General features: G+C 72.7%; 16 protein-coding genes. 7 read left to right on the forward strand and 9 right to left on the reverse strand.

Annotated elements, in window-relative coordinates; translation table 11 throughout:
- Positions 1–8 precede the first annotated feature (8 nt).
- On the reverse strand, positions 9–1,613 hold the full coding sequence (locus ABZS51_RS09360; RefSeq protein WP_355438212.1) for a catalase: 1,605 nt from the start codon (positions 1,611–1,613) through the stop codon (positions 9–11).
- Between the two features lie 188 nt (positions 1,614–1,801).
- On the opposite strand from ABZS51_RS09360, the gene ABZS51_RS09365 reads away from it, so the two are divergent.
- Positions 1,802–2,542 carry a sulfite exporter TauE/SafE family protein gene (locus tag ABZS51_RS09365; RefSeq protein WP_310712439.1) on the forward strand — a complete coding sequence of 247 codons (741 nt, stop codon included), beginning with the start codon at positions 1,802–1,804 and terminating at the stop codon, positions 2,540–2,542.
- A gap of 10 nt (positions 2,543–2,552) precedes the next feature.
- On the opposite strand, the gene ABZS51_RS09370 is transcribed toward ABZS51_RS09365, so the two are convergent.
- Together ABZS51_RS09370 and ABZS51_RS09375 are read right to left on the reverse strand one after the other, a co-directional pair.
- A complete protein-coding gene (locus ABZS51_RS09370) occupies positions 2,553–3,317 on the reverse strand; it encodes an SDR family oxidoreductase (RefSeq protein WP_355438077.1) in 765 nt (254 codons plus the stop codon).
- Complete coding sequence (locus ABZS51_RS09375) at positions 3,314–3,799, reverse strand: MarR family transcriptional regulator (protein ID WP_355438079.1); 486 nt, start codon at positions 3,797–3,799, stop codon at positions 3,314–3,316. The genes ABZS51_RS09370 and ABZS51_RS09375 overlap by 4 nt, the downstream gene beginning before the upstream one ends.
- Positions 3,800–3,821: 22 nt before the next feature.
- Here ABZS51_RS09375 and ABZS51_RS09380 point away from each other — a divergent pair, with 22 nt between their 5' ends.
- On the forward strand, positions 3,822–4,871 hold the full coding sequence (locus tag ABZS51_RS09380) for a hypothetical protein (RefSeq protein WP_355438081.1): 1,050 nt from the start codon (positions 3,822–3,824) through the stop codon (positions 4,869–4,871).
- Here ABZS51_RS09380 and ABZS51_RS09385 read toward each other — a convergent pair.
- The 6 genes from ABZS51_RS09385 to ABZS51_RS09410 form a co-directional block, all read right to left on the reverse strand.
- Positions 4,864–5,544, reverse strand: a complete 681-nt coding sequence (locus tag ABZS51_RS09385; RefSeq protein ID WP_355438083.1) for a type 1 glutamine amidotransferase — start codon at positions 5,542–5,544, stop codon at positions 4,864–4,866. The genes ABZS51_RS09380 and ABZS51_RS09385 overlap by 8 nt on opposite strands.
- A 72-nt stretch (positions 5,545–5,616) precedes the next feature.
- Positions 5,617–6,468 carry a bifunctional 5,10-methylenetetrahydrofolate dehydrogenase/5,10-methenyltetrahydrofolate cyclohydrolase gene (locus ABZS51_RS09390; protein WP_355438085.1) on the reverse strand — a complete coding sequence of 284 codons (852 nt, stop codon included), beginning with the start codon at positions 6,466–6,468 and terminating at the stop codon, positions 5,617–5,619.
- Positions 6,465–7,070, reverse strand: a complete 606-nt coding sequence (locus tag ABZS51_RS09395) for a cyclodeaminase/cyclohydrolase family protein (protein ID WP_355438087.1) — start codon at positions 7,068–7,070, stop codon at positions 6,465–6,467. Before ABZS51_RS09395 ends, ABZS51_RS09390 begins: the two co-directional genes overlap by 4 nt.
- Positions 7,071–7,128: 58 nt before the next feature.
- On the reverse strand, positions 7,129–7,728 hold the full coding sequence (locus tag ABZS51_RS09400; RefSeq protein ID WP_355438089.1) for a hypothetical protein: 600 nt from the start codon (positions 7,726–7,728) through the stop codon (positions 7,129–7,131).
- A 37-nt stretch (positions 7,729–7,765) separates the two neighbouring features.
- On the reverse strand, positions 7,766–8,770 hold the full coding sequence (locus ABZS51_RS09405) for a LacI family DNA-binding transcriptional regulator (RefSeq protein WP_355438090.1): 1,005 nt from the start codon (positions 8,768–8,770) through the stop codon (positions 7,766–7,768).
- Positions 8,758–10,113: a rhamnulokinase family protein gene (locus ABZS51_RS09410; RefSeq protein ID WP_355438091.1), complete on the reverse strand. Its 1,356-nt coding sequence runs from the start codon at positions 10,111–10,113 to the stop codon at positions 8,758–8,760. Before ABZS51_RS09410 ends, ABZS51_RS09405 begins: the two co-directional genes overlap by 13 nt.
- Positions 10,114–10,235: 122 nt before the next feature.
- Here ABZS51_RS09410 and ABZS51_RS09415 point away from each other — a divergent pair, with 122 nt between their 5' ends.
- The 5 genes from ABZS51_RS09415 (at position 10,236) to ABZS51_RS09435 (ending at position 15,204) form a co-directional block, all read left to right on the forward strand.
- Positions 10,236–11,732, forward strand: a complete 1,497-nt coding sequence (locus ABZS51_RS09415) for a sugar ABC transporter ATP-binding protein (protein WP_355438093.1) — start codon at positions 10,236–10,238, stop codon at positions 11,730–11,732.
- Positions 11,729–12,766, forward strand: a complete 1,038-nt coding sequence (locus ABZS51_RS09420) for an ABC transporter permease (protein WP_355438095.1) — start codon at positions 11,729–11,731, stop codon at positions 12,764–12,766. The genes ABZS51_RS09415 and ABZS51_RS09420 overlap by 4 nt, the downstream gene beginning before the upstream one ends.
- Positions 12,763–13,719 carry an ABC transporter permease gene (locus ABZS51_RS09425; RefSeq protein ID WP_310712427.1) on the forward strand — a complete coding sequence of 319 codons (957 nt, stop codon included), beginning with the start codon at positions 12,763–12,765 and terminating at the stop codon, positions 13,717–13,719. The genes ABZS51_RS09420 and ABZS51_RS09425 overlap by 4 nt, the downstream gene beginning before the upstream one ends.
- Positions 13,716–14,789 (forward strand): rhamnose ABC transporter substrate-binding protein, encoded by a 1,074-nt coding sequence (rhaS, locus tag ABZS51_RS09430; RefSeq protein ID WP_355438098.1) that lies wholly within the window; start codon positions 13,716–13,718, stop codon positions 14,787–14,789. Before ABZS51_RS09425 ends, rhaS begins: the two co-directional genes overlap by 4 nt.
- Before the next feature lie 103 nt (positions 14,790–14,892).
- The gene (locus tag ABZS51_RS09435) at positions 14,893–15,204 is read left to right on the forward strand and encodes an L-rhamnose mutarotase (RefSeq protein ID WP_310712425.1); all 312 of its coding nucleotides are present in this window, start codon (positions 14,893–14,895) and stop codon (positions 15,202–15,204) included.
- Positions 15,205–15,214: the final 10 nt, after the last annotated feature.

Below are 15,214 nucleotides of genomic sequence, written 5' to 3' on the forward strand. Positions count from 1 at the left end.
CCGATGGTCTACGGCAGGCCGCGCTCGTCGGGCACGCAGTGCGTCATCTTGAGCCCCGTGACGTCCCGCGGGCCGTTCTTGCCGAGCTGCGACAGCCGCTGCCGGTCCTCGTCCGTCAGCGTCTGGCCCGGCAGGGGCTCCAGGTGGCTGACGTCCGCGGGTGTGATCCCGAGGCCCTGGCCGACGCGCAGCCCCAGCTCGTCCTCCGCCAGGAGGAAGTGCCAGACCATGCGCTCCTGGACCGGCCGGGCGCACTGGCCGATGTTCTGGACGAGGTTCTCGACCAGGTCGTCGCGCTCCCACTGGTGCATCAGCAGGTAGCGCTGGCCCGCCTGCGCGTAATCGTTGGTCCGGGGGATGCGCGCCCGCGTCAGCCGGCCGCTGATGACCGGCCCCTGCTCGGCGGAGACGGGCTTGGGCGCCTCGCCCAGGCCGCCGGTGATGGACGGCTCGTAGTTGACGTGCGGGTTCTCGCCGTCGCCGTCCACGTAGTACGTCATCTGCCCGTCGCGCTGGTTGGTCCGTACCGTGGCGTTCTTGGCCTGGTTGACCGGGAGCTGCAGGTAGTTGGGCCCGACCCGGTAGCGCTGCGTGTCGCTGTAGGAGAACGTCCGCCCGACGAGCATCTTGTCGTCGGAGAAGTCCAGCCCGTCCACCAGCACGCCCGTGCCGAAGGAGATCTGCTCGTTCTCCGCGAAGTTGTTCGCGACGTTGCGGTCGAGCACGAGCCGGCCGACCGGACGTGGCGGGAAGTCGTTCTCCGGCCACACCTTGGTGTCGTCCAGCGGGTCGAAGTCCAGCTCGGGGTGGTCGTCGTCGGACATGATCTGCACGAGCAGCTCCCACTCGGGGTAGTCGCCGCGCTCGATCGCCTCGTGCAGGTCCCTGGTCGCGTGGCCGAGGTCGCCGGCCTGGATGGCCGCCGCGTCCTCGGCGGTCAGGCTCCGCACGCCCTGCTTGGGCATCCAGTGGTACTTGACCAGGACCGTCTCGTTCCGGTCGTTGACCCACTTGTAGGTGTTGACCCCGAAGCCCTGCATGAACCGGTACGTCGCGGGGATGCCGCGCGGGCTGAACAGGTTGACCAGCATGTGCATGGACTCCGGCGTCTGCGACATGAAGTCGAAGATCCGGGCGGGCTCCTGGCGGAACGTGACGGGGTCCGGCTTGAGAGCGTGGATCACGTCGGGGAACTTGATGGCGTCCCGGATGAAGAACACCCCGAGGTTGTTGCCGACGAGGTCCCAGTTGCCGTCCTCGGTGTAGAACTTGATCGCGAACCCGCGAGGGTCCCGGGCCGTCTCGGCCGAGTCACGGCCGCCGATGACGGTGGAGAAGCGCAGCGCCACGTCCGTGCGCTTGCCGGCCTCCTGGAACAGCTTCGCCCTCGTGTAGCGCGAGATCGGCTCGTCGCCGAGCTTCCCGTACGCCTCGAAGTAGCCGTAGGCCGTCGTGCCGCGCGCGTGCACGACCCGCTCCGGGATGCGCTCCCGGTCGAAGTGACTGATCTTCTCCAGGAAGTGGTAGTTCTCCAGCGTCGCGGGTCCTCGCGCGCCCACCGTGCGCTGATTCTGGTTGTCGTGGACGGGATGTCCCTGCCGGGTGGTCAACATCGGGCGGTCGTCGCCGGTCGTCACGCTCTCGGCTCCTTCCATGTGACTGGCCATGTGTCTGGGTCCTGCTGCGTCCCGGCATACCTATCCCGTAGAAAGGTCACTAACGGTTTGACCCATAGATCTACCGGAACGTCAGCAAGCAACCCGGCTTCGGCGACAAAACGGACAGCCCCTACCATGTCCTGGTGATCGTCGGAGACGTGCTGGGGCTGCTCGGCGTGGGCGTCGCGGCCGGGGTGGTCAGCACCGTGGTGAGTCTCGCCTCGATCGTGTCCTATCCCGCGCTGCTGGCCTTCGGCCTGCCGCCGCTCAGCGCGAACGTCACCAACACCGTGGCCCTGCTGTTCACCGGCCTCGGCGCGGCGGCCGGCTCGCGGCCGGAGCTCGCGGGCCAGGGGAGCCGGGTCCTCAGGCTGGGCTGGATCACCGCGCTCGGCGGCGCGGCCGGCGCGACCCTGCTGCTGCTCACGCCGTCGCGGACGTTCGAGCTGATCGCGCCCTGGCTCATCGCCGCCGCCTCCCTGCTCCTCGTCCGTCCGCCCTCGGCGCGCAAGCACGCCGAGCACGGGATACCGGCGAGGATCGCGCTGTTCGTCGTGGCCATCTACATCGGCTACTTCGGCGCGGCGGGCGGCATCCTCATGTTCGCGGTGCTGTCGGCGATGCTCGACCAGGCGCCGGCCCGGACGAACGCGGTCAAGAACGTGCTGTCCGGGCTGGCCAACACGGTCGCGGCCGTGGGGTTCGCGCTGTTCGGGCCGGTCGACTGGGGGGCGGTGGCGCCGCTGGCGGCGGGATTCCTGCTGGGCGGGTGGCTCGGGCCGAAGATCGCCCGGCGGCTGCCGGGGCACAGCCTGCGCTACCTCGCCGCCGCCTGCGGCCTGGCGGTCGCCGCCAAGCTCGGCTACGACGCGTACGCCTCCTGAGTGCTCCAGGTCACCGGGGAACGCGCCGCCGCGAGAAGGGCGCCGTCGCGAACCGGTAGGCGATCTTGGCGGGTGTCAGCCACCGCACGTGGGCGCCGTTCCTGGCCTGGGTGACCACGCGCTCCGCCAGCCACGGCGCCACGATCTCCACCGGGTCGGCCAGGATCGCGAAGATCCTCGCCGCGCGTTCCCGCTCCTCCTCCGGGTAGCCGTACGTGAGCAGGTCGGTGACGACCATGCCGGGGCTCAGCAGGCCCGCCGAGACCCCCTCGGGGGCCTCCTTGGACAGTGCCCGCGTCAGGTAGGTGACGGCGCGCTTGGTGGCGCCGTACACGCCCAGGCCGGGCACGATGCGGCCGTCGCCGCCCAGGCCCTCCATGTTCCAGATGTGGCCGCCGCCCCGCGCCGCCATCCCGGCGGCCGCCACGGCGGAGCCGTTCAGCACGCCGAGCAGGTTGACCTCCATCACCCGGCGCGCCTCGTGCTCGGGCAGCCGCCACAGCGGGAGGCGCCGATGGGACACTCCCGCGTTGTTGACCCAGACGTCGACGCGGCCGTGGCGGCGCACGGCCGCCTCCCACAGCTCCTCGACCTGGCCGCGGTCGGCGACGTCGGCCACGCGGGCCGGCACGCCCAGCTCGGCGGCGGTCGCGGCCACGCGGTCCGCGTCGGTCCCGCACACCGCCACCCGGTGCCCCAGTGCCACGAGGGACCGGGCGAGACCGTACCCGAGCCCGCGGGTCCCGCCGGTGACCACGATAGACGAAGGTGTCATGCCCGATGCTCCAGCCTGGCGGCGTGCTCCAGCCTGGCGGCCACGGTCGCCTCGATGCCGCTGGTGAGGAACCGGCCGATGACCTCCCGCTCCTGCGGGCTGAACGCGTCGATCGCCACGGTGAGGTGCCTGCCCAGCGGGGCGAAGAAGCGGCCCGCCAGCTCGACCGCCTGCTCGTGCACGACGACCTCCACCTTGCGGCGGTCGGTGGCGCTGCGCCGCCGCTCGACGTGGCCGGCCTGCTCCAGACGGTCGAGCAGGGCCGTCGTGGCGGGAGCGCTGAGGCTCAGGGCCGCGCCGAGCTCGCCGGGCGCCAGCGGCCGGCCGGCGGCGTGCGCGTCCAGGATCACCACCAGGGCGTTCAGGTCGGTCCGGTGCAGCCGGTGCGCCGTGGCGAAGCCCTCGACGAAGCGGTCGCTCTCCATGTTGAGCCTGCGGACGAGGACCATCAGCTCGTACGCGGTCACGTTGTCCGGCGTCACGACGCTCCTATACGTTTCTATGGTGGAAATATTCTATGACAGAAAGAAACAGCCGGAGGCGGTGAGCCGGTGGGCGGCGCCGGTCGCCGGGGTGGTGGCGAGCGCCGTCCTGACCGGGCTGATCTGGCTGCTGGGCCGGCGGCTGGACGACGTCGCGCTCCTGCCCGACCAGGGCGCGGCCTGGTACTACTGGAAGCTGCCGGAGCCCACCGTCTGGACCAGGCTGTCGGCGTGGGCGGGTTACGCGGCCCACCAGATCGCGTTCTGGTGGATGATCTACTATGCCCGGACCCGGGTCCGCCGCCACGTCAGCGGGCTGCACCCGATCAACGTCGTCGCGCTGGCCGTCAACGCCGGCTTCGTCGCCCTGCACGTCCTGCAGACCCACCTGTTCTATGACGGCCTGGCCCAGGACGTGCCGATCTTCAGCTCCCAGGGCTCCGTCATCCTCCTGCTGGTCGTCGTGCTCGTCATGGAGAACCGGCGGCGCGGGATGTTCCTCGGCCGGCCCGCGCCCATCGGCCGGGAGGTCGTGGACTTCGCCCGCCGCTACCACGGCTACCTGTTCAGCTGGGCGGCCGTCTACACCTTCTGGTACCACCCGGCCGAGTCCACCGCCGGCCACCTCATCGGCTTCTTCTACATGTTCCTCATGCTGGTGCAGGGCAGCCTGTTCCTCACCCGGGCGCACACCGGCCGCTGGTGGACGCTGACGCTGGAGCTGACGGTCGTGGTCCACGGCACCCTGGTCGCCCTCATGACGTCCGGCCCGGACGGGATGTGGCCGATGTTCCTGTTCGGCTTCCTCGGCGTCTTCGTGATCACGCAGATGCACGGCCTGGGACTGTCGCGCCCGGTCCGCGGGCTGCTGGCCGCCTGCTACGGCGGCTCTCTCCTGGCCGTGTACGCCGTCCGCGGCGACCTCTGGGGCGCCGCCGGTGAGGCGGTCAGGATTCCGGCGATCGAGTACGCGCTGGCCGGGATCCTGGCCCTGCTGACCTGGGCGGGGCTGCGAGCCGCCCGGCGGGTCCGCGGGCGGCCGCCCCGTGCGGGGCGGGCCGGGGTCAGGTGACGAGCTTGGCGAAGCGGGTGGCGACCTCGCGCCAGATCGGCGTGGAGACCGGCTCGTCGGCCACCGCCCCCGCGTACACCTCGTCGGGGTCGAACCCGGCCACCTCCCACGTCCGGATCCGCTCCGGCAGCACCTCGGGATGGAACTGCACGCCCCACGCCGCCTCGCCCACCCGGAACGCCTGGTACGGGCAGCGGGCCGTCTCGGCCAGCCACACCGCGCCCGGCGGCAGGGCCGTGATCGCGTCCACGTGGTGCTCGATCGCGGGCACCACCTCCGGCAGGTCGCGGAACAGCGGGTCGGCCGCCGTCTCCGGCCGCAGCGTGACCGGCACGCTGCCGTTCTCCGGCGCCCCCGCGTCGCCGGTCACCTCCCCGCCCGCCACCTCGGCGAGCATCTGCCCGCCCAGGCAGATGCCGAAGAACGGCACCCGGCCGGCCAGCGCCTGCCGCACCAGCCCCCGCGTGGGCGCCAGCCAGGGCGCGCGGTCGTCCTCGCCGGGCAGGTAGCCGCCGCCCATCATGAGCATCGCGTCGTGGCGGAGCGTCTCGGGCACGGGCTCGCCGTCGTAGGCGTGGACGACGTCCAGCCGCAGCCCCATGTCCTCCAGCCAGCCGCCGAACCGGCCGGGGCCGCCGCTCCTGCTGTTCTGCACGATCAGGACGTCACGCATGGCGGGTCACCGGCCTCCTGTGGGCGTCGGGGGAGAGCGGCGCCGGCCTCCGGCGCGCGTCGAGGGCGCGGGTCACGTCAGTCCCGCGGCGGTCGCGGTGTGGCGCAGCAGCAGGGCGGTGGTCACCGGGCCGACGCCGCCGGGCACCGGGGTCAGCGCGCCCGCCCTGCCGATGACCGCGGCGAAGTCGACATCGCCGGTCAGGCCGCCGTCGGCCGTCGGGTTGGTGCCGACGTCGATCACGACCGCGCCGGGCGCCACGTGCTCCGCGCCGATCAGCCCGGCCCGGCCCACGGCCGCGACCAGCACCTCGGCGGTGGAGGTGACCGCGGCCAGGTCGCGGGTGCGCGAGTGGCAGACGGTCACGGTGGCGTGCCGGTCGAGCAGCAGGTGCGCCAGCGGCTTGCCCACCACGGTGGACCGGCCCACCACGACGGCCCTGGCGCCCCGCAGCTCGACGCCGTGCCGGTCGAGCAGCGCCATCACCGCGGCGGCCGTGGCCGGCGCGAACGCGGGCAGCCCGGCCGCCAGCCGGCCGAGCGACAGCGGGTTGGCTCCGTCGACGTCCTTGGCCGGGTCGATCGCGCCGGCCAGCTCCTGCGCCGACGCGCCCTCGGGCAGCGGGGTCTGCAGCATCACGCCGTGGACCGACGGGTCGGCGCTGAGCCGTTCGAGCGTGGCGCGGATGCCCTCCACCGGGGCGGCGGCGCCGAGGTCCACGATGTCGCAGGCGACGCCCACCCCGGCGGCGGCCTTGGCGATGGAGCGCACGTACCACAGGGACGCCTCGTCGGCGGTGGCCACCACGACCGCCAGCCTCGGCGCGGTCCCGGCGGCCCGCACGAGCCCGGCGACCTCCTCGCGGAGGGCGGCGGCGAGCTCCCGGCCGCGCAGCTCCACGCCGTTCGCGGAGGTCCCGGTCATCGGGCGAGGTCCTCGCGCACGGCCGCCGTGACCCGCTCGGCCCTGGCGACGGCGTCGTCCACACCCGCCAGGCGTGCGCGCAGCCCGTCCAGCACCGGTTCGTCCTTGATACCGCCCATGTTGACCTCGACGTTGACGCGGGCCGTGGTGAGCGCGGCCCGTGCGGCCTCGGCCGCCGCGGCCACGTCGGTGACCACGTTCGGGTTGCCGATCGGCAGCAGCGTCTCGCACAGCTCCACCAGCCGCGCGGCCGTCTCGGCGACCCGGGCGGGCGGCTCGGCCGCGCCGGCGAGGGCGGCGGCGATGGCCGCGCTCCGCTCCTCGCCCTTGGGCAGCTTGTACGCCTCCGTCACCGCCGTGAACGCCGCCGCGTCCTCGGCGGCCAGGCCCAGGGCCCGCTCGCGCAGGGCGTCGGTCTCGGCCGTCACCGCGGCCACGGTCGCCGCGTGCCCGGCGTAGCGGTCGCCGGTGCTGTAACGGGCGACCATGCCCAGCAGCGCCGCCGCCTGAGCCGCGTGCAGGGCCGCGGTGGCGCCACCGCCCGGCGCGGGCTCGCGGGCGGCCAGCCGTTCGAGGAAGTCGCCGATCTTCATGTCGCGCATGGCGGCATTCTGCCAGCCCGCCGCATCCGGGCTCGCGCCCGGCCGCGGGCCCGGCGCGTCATTCCCGGTGCATCGGCCGGGTCACGTCGTCGGACACCTGCCCATAGGACGACGGCCCCTGCGACGACGGCCCCTGGGACGACGGCCCGTACGACGACGGACCGTAGGCTCCGTGAGACGGTGCCCCGTACCCCTCGTGGCCGGACATCTCGTACGCCGACGTCCCGTGCCCCGGCGTCACCACCGGCGGACGCCGCGAGCGCCACCGCGACGGGAACGCCGACGCCACCAGCAGCAGGACCCCCAACACCAGGAACACCCCCGTGTACCCCAGCGTCAGATACCCCGAACGCATCCAGCCCGGCACGAACCGACTTATCACCGACGACCCGGACAGGATCTCGGCGAACGGCAGCAGGCCGAGCAGCGTGAACCCGATCCCGCCCAGCAGCGAAGCGACCGGCGACAACCGCGAGGAGGAGAGAAGGGCCAGCAGCACACCGGCCACCACGATCGCGGCCAGCCCGGTCCACGAGACCAGGAAGTTCTGGATGCTCAGCGAGACCTCGCCGACTCCGTACACCAGGGCCACGGCGACCAGCGGTGGCAGCAGGACCCCGGCGACCACTCCGAGTACATGACGCACACCGTTGGACATGACGCCCCAACCCCCGTCGTCCGGTAAGGGCCCCAACCTACCGCGTGGATTCCCGCACGACGAGGTCCGGCTGGAACATGATCTGCTGGTGCGCGTGCGTGTCGGGGTTGTCGCACTCGTCCAGCAGCAGCTCGGTGGCCACCCGGCCGAGCTGGTAGGTCGGCTGCCGGATCGACGACAGCGACACCGTGGAGGCCGAGGCGAAGTCGATGTCGTCGTACCCGATCAGCGACACGTCCTCGGGCACCCGCACACCCGCCTGGAGCAGGCCCCGCAGCATGCCGAGCGCCAGCAGGTCGTTGGCGCAGAACAGCGCGTCGGGCAGGGTGCCGTCGGCCAGCAGCTTCTCGGCCGCCTGCTGACCGGCCTTGGCCGTCATCGCCGGCATCGCGATCTCGCGCAGCTCCGCCGGGTCGCGCCCGGCCGCGGTCAGGGCCTGCTCGGCGCCCCGCCGCCGGTCCTGGCACTGCCGGATGGCGGGGGGCCCGGTCACGTAGCCGAGCTGCCCGGCCCCGCCGCGCAGCAGGTGTCCGGCCGCCATGGCGCCGCCGGTCACGTCGTTGACCGCGACCGCGCACTGGGTGGAGCGCTCGGCCGGGTGATCCACGAGCACCACGGCGATGCCCCGCTCGCGCAGCCGCTCCAGCCGGGCGGGGTCCTCGTCGGAGGGCGTGATGAGCACGCCGCGCACCCGCTGCTCGGCGAAGACCAGCAGGTTGCGCTCCTCCTTCGGCCGGCTGCCCGAGGAGTTGCCCAGGATGACCGCGTAGCCGCGCTCGCTGGCCATGTCCTCCACGCCGGCGGCGACGTCGGTGAAGAACGGGTTGCCGATGTCGATCACCGACAGCCCGATCGTGCGGCTGTGGCCGGCCCGCAGCGTGGAGGCCGAGCCGTGCCGGACGAACCCCAGGTCACGGATGGCGGCCTCGACGCGGGCGCGGGTGCCGCCCGCGACCTTCTCGGGGCGGTTGAGCACGTTGGACACCGTCCCGGGCGACACGCCCGCCCGGGCCGCGACGTCCTTGATGCTCACTGTGGCCATTCACGCCCCCGGGGCTCGTAGGTGCGCACGTCCGCGCTCCGCCGTACCAGATCCCGCATCTCGGCCAGGTCGCCGACCAGGCCGCGGGCTCGCGCCTGCACCAGCGCGTTGCCGAGGGCGGCCGCCTCGACCGGGCCCGCGACCACCGGGAGCCCCGTCGCCTCGGCCGTGAGCCGGCACAGCAACGCGTTGCGCGAGCCGCCACCGACCACATGGACGACCTCGACGGGCCGCCCGCTGAGGCGGGCCGCGTCGTCGACGGCCCTTTTGTAGGCGAGGGCGAGGCTCTGCAGGATGCATCGTACGGCCTGCGCCCGTCCCTCCGGCGGCCGCTGCCCGGTACGGCTGCAGTAGGCGTCGATGCGGGCGGGCATGTCGCCCGGCGGCAGGAACGACGGGTCGTCGGGGTCGATGACCGCGTCGGTGCGGGCGTGCTCGGCCTCGGCCAGCAGCGCCTCCAGGTCGGGGTGGTCCCAGACGCGCAGGCACTCCTGCAGGATCCACAGGCCCATGACGTTGCGCAGGTAGCGGACGGTGCCGTCGAGGCCCGTCTCGTTGGTGAAGTTGGCCAGCCGGCTCTGCTCGGTGAGCACCGGGGCGGGCAGCTCGACGCCGACGAGCGACCACGTGCCGCACGAGATGTAGGCGAAGTTCGGGCCGGTGGCGGGCACGGCCACCACGGCGGAGGCGGTGTCGTGCGAGGCGACCTGGGTGACGACCGTGGAGTAGCCCAGCTCGGCGGCCACGTCCTCGCGCACGGGACCCGACTCGGCATCGGTGATCGGCGGCAGGATCCGGCGGGGCAGGCCGAGCCGGTCGACCAGCTCCCACGCCCAGTCGCGGCGGGTCACGTCGTACAGGCCGGTGGTGGAGGCGTTGGTGCGCTCGGCGGCGATCCGCCCGGTCAGCCAGTAGCCGATCAGGTCCGGGATCATCAGCAGTGTCGCGGCCTCGTCGAGCCGCTCGCGCAGGAGCTGGTTGACCGTGGTGAACGGCAGGAACTGCAGCCCCGTCACCTCGTACGGGTCGATCCGCTCGGCGACCCCGGCCGTGCGCGCGTCGCGGTAGTGGACCGGGTTGCCGATCAGCCGGCCCGCGGCGTCGAGCAGGCCGTAGTCCACGGCCCACGAGTCGACGCCGGCCGACTCGGCGGGCCCCGCCCTGCGCAGGCCGTCGAGCACGCCCTGGTACAGGGAGAGGATGTCCCAGTGCAGGGTCCCGGCCACCCGTACCGGCCGGTTGGGGAAGCGGTGCGCCTCGGCGAGCTCGATCTTGTCGGCGGTGATGTCGGCGGTCATCACGCGCCCGCTGGAGGCGCCGAGGTCCACAGCGGTGAATCGCATGCGCTGATTAAAACGTATCAATCACAATGGCGCCATAGCCGAGCGCCACCCATTGACGGCCGCAGGCGCAGCGCCTACATTCCGGAAACATCCTGTTAAAACGTTTGTCGCGCGGAGGATGTATGGGCGCTCACCCCACGCTCGCACTCGCCGGCGTCAGCAAGTCCTTCGGCGCGGTCCGGGCGCTACGGGACGTCTCCATCGAGCTGCACGCGGGTGAGGCGCACGCCCTCGCGGGCGAGAACGGGGCGGGCAAGTCCACGCTCGTCAAGACGCTCGCCGGGGTCCATCGCCCCGACCAGGGCAGGATCCTGCTCAACGGCGAGCCCGTCGTCTTCTCCGGACCGGCCGACGCCCAGCAGGCCGGGGTCGCCGTCATCTACCAGGAGCCCACGCTCTTCCCCGACCTGTCCGTCGCCGAGAACATCTTCATGGGCCGCCAGCCCCGCCGCTCGCTCGGCCGCATCGACCGCGCCGCCATGCGCGCCGAGACCCGCCAGCTGTTCGGCCGGCTCGGCGTCGCCCTCGACCCCGGCCGCCCCACGCGCGGCCTGTCCATCGCCGACCAGCAGCTCGTGGAGATCGCCAAGGCGCTCTCCCGCGACGCCCGGGTGCTCGTCATGGACGAGCCGACGGCCGCGCTGTCGGGCGCGGAGGTCGCCCGCCTCTTCTCCGTCGTCGAGGCGCTGCGCGAGCACGGCTGCGCCGTCCTGTTCATCTCCCACCGGCTCGACGAGATCTTCGCTCTCTGCCAGCGCGTCACCACGCTGCGGGACGGCCAGTGGATCGCCAGCGAGCCCGTCGCCGGTCTCACCCACGACGACCTGGTGCGCCGCATGGTCGGCCGCGACCTCGGCGCCCTCTACCCGAAGCAGGAGGCAGCCGTCGGCGACGTCGCCCTCAGGGTCGAGCGGCTGACCCGCGAGGGCGTCTTCACCGACGTCTCCTTCGAGGTGCGGCGCGGCGAGATCGTCGCCCTGGCCGGGCTCGTCGGCGCCGGCCGCAGCGAGGTGGCCCGCGCGATCTTCGGCATCGACCGGTGGGACGCCGGCACGGTCACCGTGGACGGCCGCGAGCTGCCGCCCGGCAGCCCCACGGCCGCCATGGGCGCCGGCCTCGCCCTCGTCCCGGAGGACCGCCGCCAGCAGGGCCTGGTCATGGAGATGTCGATCGAGCGCAACATCGGCCTGACCGGGCTGCGCTCCCTGCGCCGCGGCCCCACGATCTCGCGGCGGGCCGAGCGCGACCGGGCGGCGGACTGGGCGGCCCGGCTGCGGCTGAAGTTCGCCCGGCTCGGAGACGGCGTCGGCGTGCTGTCCGGGGGCAACCAGCAGAAGGTCGTGCTCGCCAAGTGGCTGGCCACCGAGCCGTCCGTGCTCGTCGTGGACGAGCCGACGCGCGGCATCGACGTGGGCACCAAGGCCGAGGTCCACCGGTTGCTGTCGGAGCTGGCCGGGCAGGGCATCGCCGTCCTGATGATCTCCTCCGACCTGCCCGAGGTGCTCGGCATGGCCGACCGGGTGCTCGTCATGCGCGAGGGGCGGCTGAGCGCCGAGATCCCGCGCGCCGAGGCCACCGAGGAGAGCGTGATGCACGCCGCCACGAGGAGGGCCGCATGACCGCGACCACGGTGCCGGACCAGGGGCCGGGCCGGGAGCTCGGGACGCGCGGCGCCCGCGCCCTGGTGGACCTCGTCTTCCGCGCCCGCGAGCTGAGCCTCGTCGTGGCGCTGGCCGTGCTCGTCGCCGTGACCGCCGCGGTCAACGGCAACTTCCTGTCCGGCCAGGGCATCGAGGACATCCTGCTCAACACCGCGATCCTCGCCCTGCTGGCCGTCGGCCAGTCGATCGTGGTGATCACCCGCAACATCGACCTGTCGGTCGGCTCCGTGGTGGGGCTCGTCGCGTTCGTCACCGGCGACGTGCTCGCCCGCGGCGCCGGGATCGTGCCGGCCGTGCTGCTCGGCGTGGCCATCGGCGCCGCCTGCGGCCTGGTCAACGGCCTGCTGGTCAGCTTCTGCCGCGTGCCCGCGCTGGTCGTCACGCTCGGCACGCTGTACGTCATCCAGGGCCTCGACCACTACCTCGCCCACGGCCGGCAGATCAACGCGGTGGACCTGCCGCCCGCCCTGCTCGCCCTGGGCAACGGGGCCGTGCTCGGCGTGCCGTACCTGCCGCTCATCACGCTCGTGGTCATGCTCGCGGTCGGCGCCTACCTGCGCGCGTACCCGAGCGGCCGGGAGTTCTACGCGATCGGCTCCAGCCCCGAGGCCGCCCGGCTGGCCGGCGTGCCCGTCCGGCGGCGCGTGCTGGCCGCCTACCTGGTCAGCGGATGCCTGGCCGGGCTCGCCGGGGTGCTGTGGCTGGCCCGGTTCGGCACGGTCGTCGGCGACTCGGCCAACGGCTGGGAGCTGCTGGTGGTCAGCGCGGTCGTGGTCGGCGGCGTGGCCATCACCGGCGGCGTCGGCAGCGTGTACGGCGCCGCGCTCGGCGCGCTGCTGCTCACCACGATCGGCAGCGCGCTCGTCGTGCTGCGGGTCAACCCGTTCTGGCAGCAGGCCATCACCGGGGCGCTGCTGCTGCTGGCCATCAGCGTCGACCGGGTGCTCGCGATCCGCGTCGCCCGCCTGCTCAGGAAGGGGAGCCGCCGATGACCCGGGTGCTGCGCTGGGACGTGCTGGTCGGCGCGCTGCTGGTGGCCGTGTTCGCCGCGGGCTCCTTCTCCGTGCCGGGGTTCGCGACCGTGGACAACCTGTCGTTCGCGCTCGGCGACCTCGGCGAGATCGCGCTCATCGCGCTGGCCATGACCCTGCTCGTGGTGGCCGCCGAGGTGGACCTGTCGGTGGCCTCGGTCCTCGGCCTGTCCAGCGCCATGGTCGGCGCGCTCTGGGACGGCGGCATGGCCATCGAGACGATCATCCCGCTGGTCGTGCTCACCGGAGCCGTGTGCGGCCTGGTCAACGGGCTGCTCGTGACCCGCCTCGGCCTGCCGTCGCTGGCGGTCACGATCGGCACCCTCGCGCTCTACCGCGGCCTGGCGTACGTGGTGCTCGGCGACCAGGCCGTCGCGCAGTTCCCGCCTGCCTACACCGCGCTCGCCGTGGACGACGTGCCCGGCACGCCCATCCCGTACCCCGTCGCCCTGTTCGTCCTGCTCGCCGCCGTCACCGGCGTCGTCCTGCACGCCACCGGCTTCGGCCGCGCCCTGTACGCCATCGGCGCGCAGGAGCAGGCCGCGTTCTTCGCCGGGATCCGCGTCAAACGGATCAAGCTGGTGCTGTTCACGCTCTCCGGCACCGTCGCCGCGTTCGCCGGCGTCGTCTTCACCCTCAGGTACGGCTCGGCCCGGGCCGACAACGGCCTCGGGATCGAGCTGGCCGTCATCGCCGCCGTGCTGCTCGGCGGCGTCGACTTCGACGGCGGCAAGGGCACCCTCGGCGGCGTCATCGCCGGGGTGCTGCTCATCGGGCTGCTGCGCAACCTGCTCATGCTCGGCGACGTCTCCACCGAGATCCAGTCGATCGTCACCGGGCTCCTCCTCATCGTGTCGGTGCTCACCCCCCGCCTCGTCTCGCTGGTCAGGCCCGTCCTGAAAGGAACCCCATGACCCCGATGCGTCTCACAGCCGTGGTCGCCCTGCTCGCCCTGGGGGCCGCCGCCTGCGGCGGCACCACCAAGTCCAGCGTCACCTCCGCCCCCGCGCCGGCCCCCGCCTCCTCCTCGGCCGCCGCCAAGGCCGACCCGAACGCCCCCCTCAAGGAGGGCATCAAGCTGGCGTTCCTCCCCAAGCAGATCAACAACCCGTACGAGACCATCGTCGACAACGCGGGCATCGAGGCCGCCAAGGAGTACAAGGGCGAGGCGAAGGAGGTCGGCCCGTCCGACGCCTCCGCCTCCTCCCAGATCTCCTACATCAACACGCTCACCCAGCAGGGCCACGACGCGATCCTCATCGCCGCCAACGACGCCAACGCCGTGTGCGGCCCGCTCTCGACGGCCCGCGCCAAGGGCATCAAGGTCGTCTCGTACGACTCCGACGCCGCCCCCGAGTGCCGCGACCTGTTCATCAACCAGGCCAGCTCCGAAGAGGTCGGCCGCAGCCAGGTCAGGCTGCTCGCCGACCTGATCGGCAAGAAGGGCGAGATCGCCATCCTGTCGGCCACGGCCAACGCCACGAACCAGAACACCTGGATCAAGTACATGAAGGACGAGCTGGCCAAGCCCGACTACAAGGACATGAAGCTGGTCAAGGTGGCCTACGGCGACGACGACGACCAGAAGTCGTTCACCGAGACCCAGGGCCTCCTCCAGGCGTACCCGGACCTCAAGGGCATCATCTCGCCCACCACGGTCGGCGTCTCGGCGGCGGCCCGCTACATCTCCGGCTCCAAGTACAAGGGCAAGGTCGTGCTGACCGGCCTCGGCACGCCCAACCAGATGCGGCAGTTCGTCAAGGACGGCACGGTCGAGAAGTTCGCCCTGTGGAACCCCAAGGACCTCGGCTACCTCGCCTCCTACGCGGCGGCCGCGCTGGTGTCCGGCCAGATCACCGGCGCCCAGGGCGAGACGTTCAAGGCCGGCAAGCTCGGCGAGCGCACGATCGGCGCGAACGGCGAGGTCATCCTCGGCCCGCCGTTCACCTTCGACGCCGCCAACATCGACCAGTTCGACTTCTAGCGGTCCCCCCAGGACCGCTCTCCCCGGTCCCCGCCGCCCGGCGGGGACCTCACCACGAGCAAGACCAGCGAAGGCGAGGGCCAGTGAAGGTGCGGAGGGTGCCATGCGGCGCGTGTGCTTCCTGCTGAAGGTGCGCGAGGACCGTCTCGACGAGTACCGCGAGCGGCACGAGGCCGTGTGGCCCGACATGCTCGACGCCCTGCGGACGGCCGGATGGGGCAACTACTCGTTGTTCCTGCGCGAGGACGGCCTGCTCGTCGGCTACCTGGAGACCGACGACTTCGAGGCCGCCCAGCGGCGGATGGCCGAGACGGACGTCAACGACAGGTGGCAGGCCGAGATGGCGCCGTTCTTCGAGACGGGCCGGGCGGACGAGGCCTTCGCGCCGCTGGAAGAAGTGTTCCACCTTGACTGAATCAGGACAG

The sequence above is a fragment of the Nonomuraea sp. NPDC005501 genome (assembly GCF_040605905.1).
In the GTDB taxonomy this organism is placed as follows: Bacteria; Actinomycetota; Actinomycetes; order Streptosporangiales; family Streptosporangiaceae; genus Nonomuraea.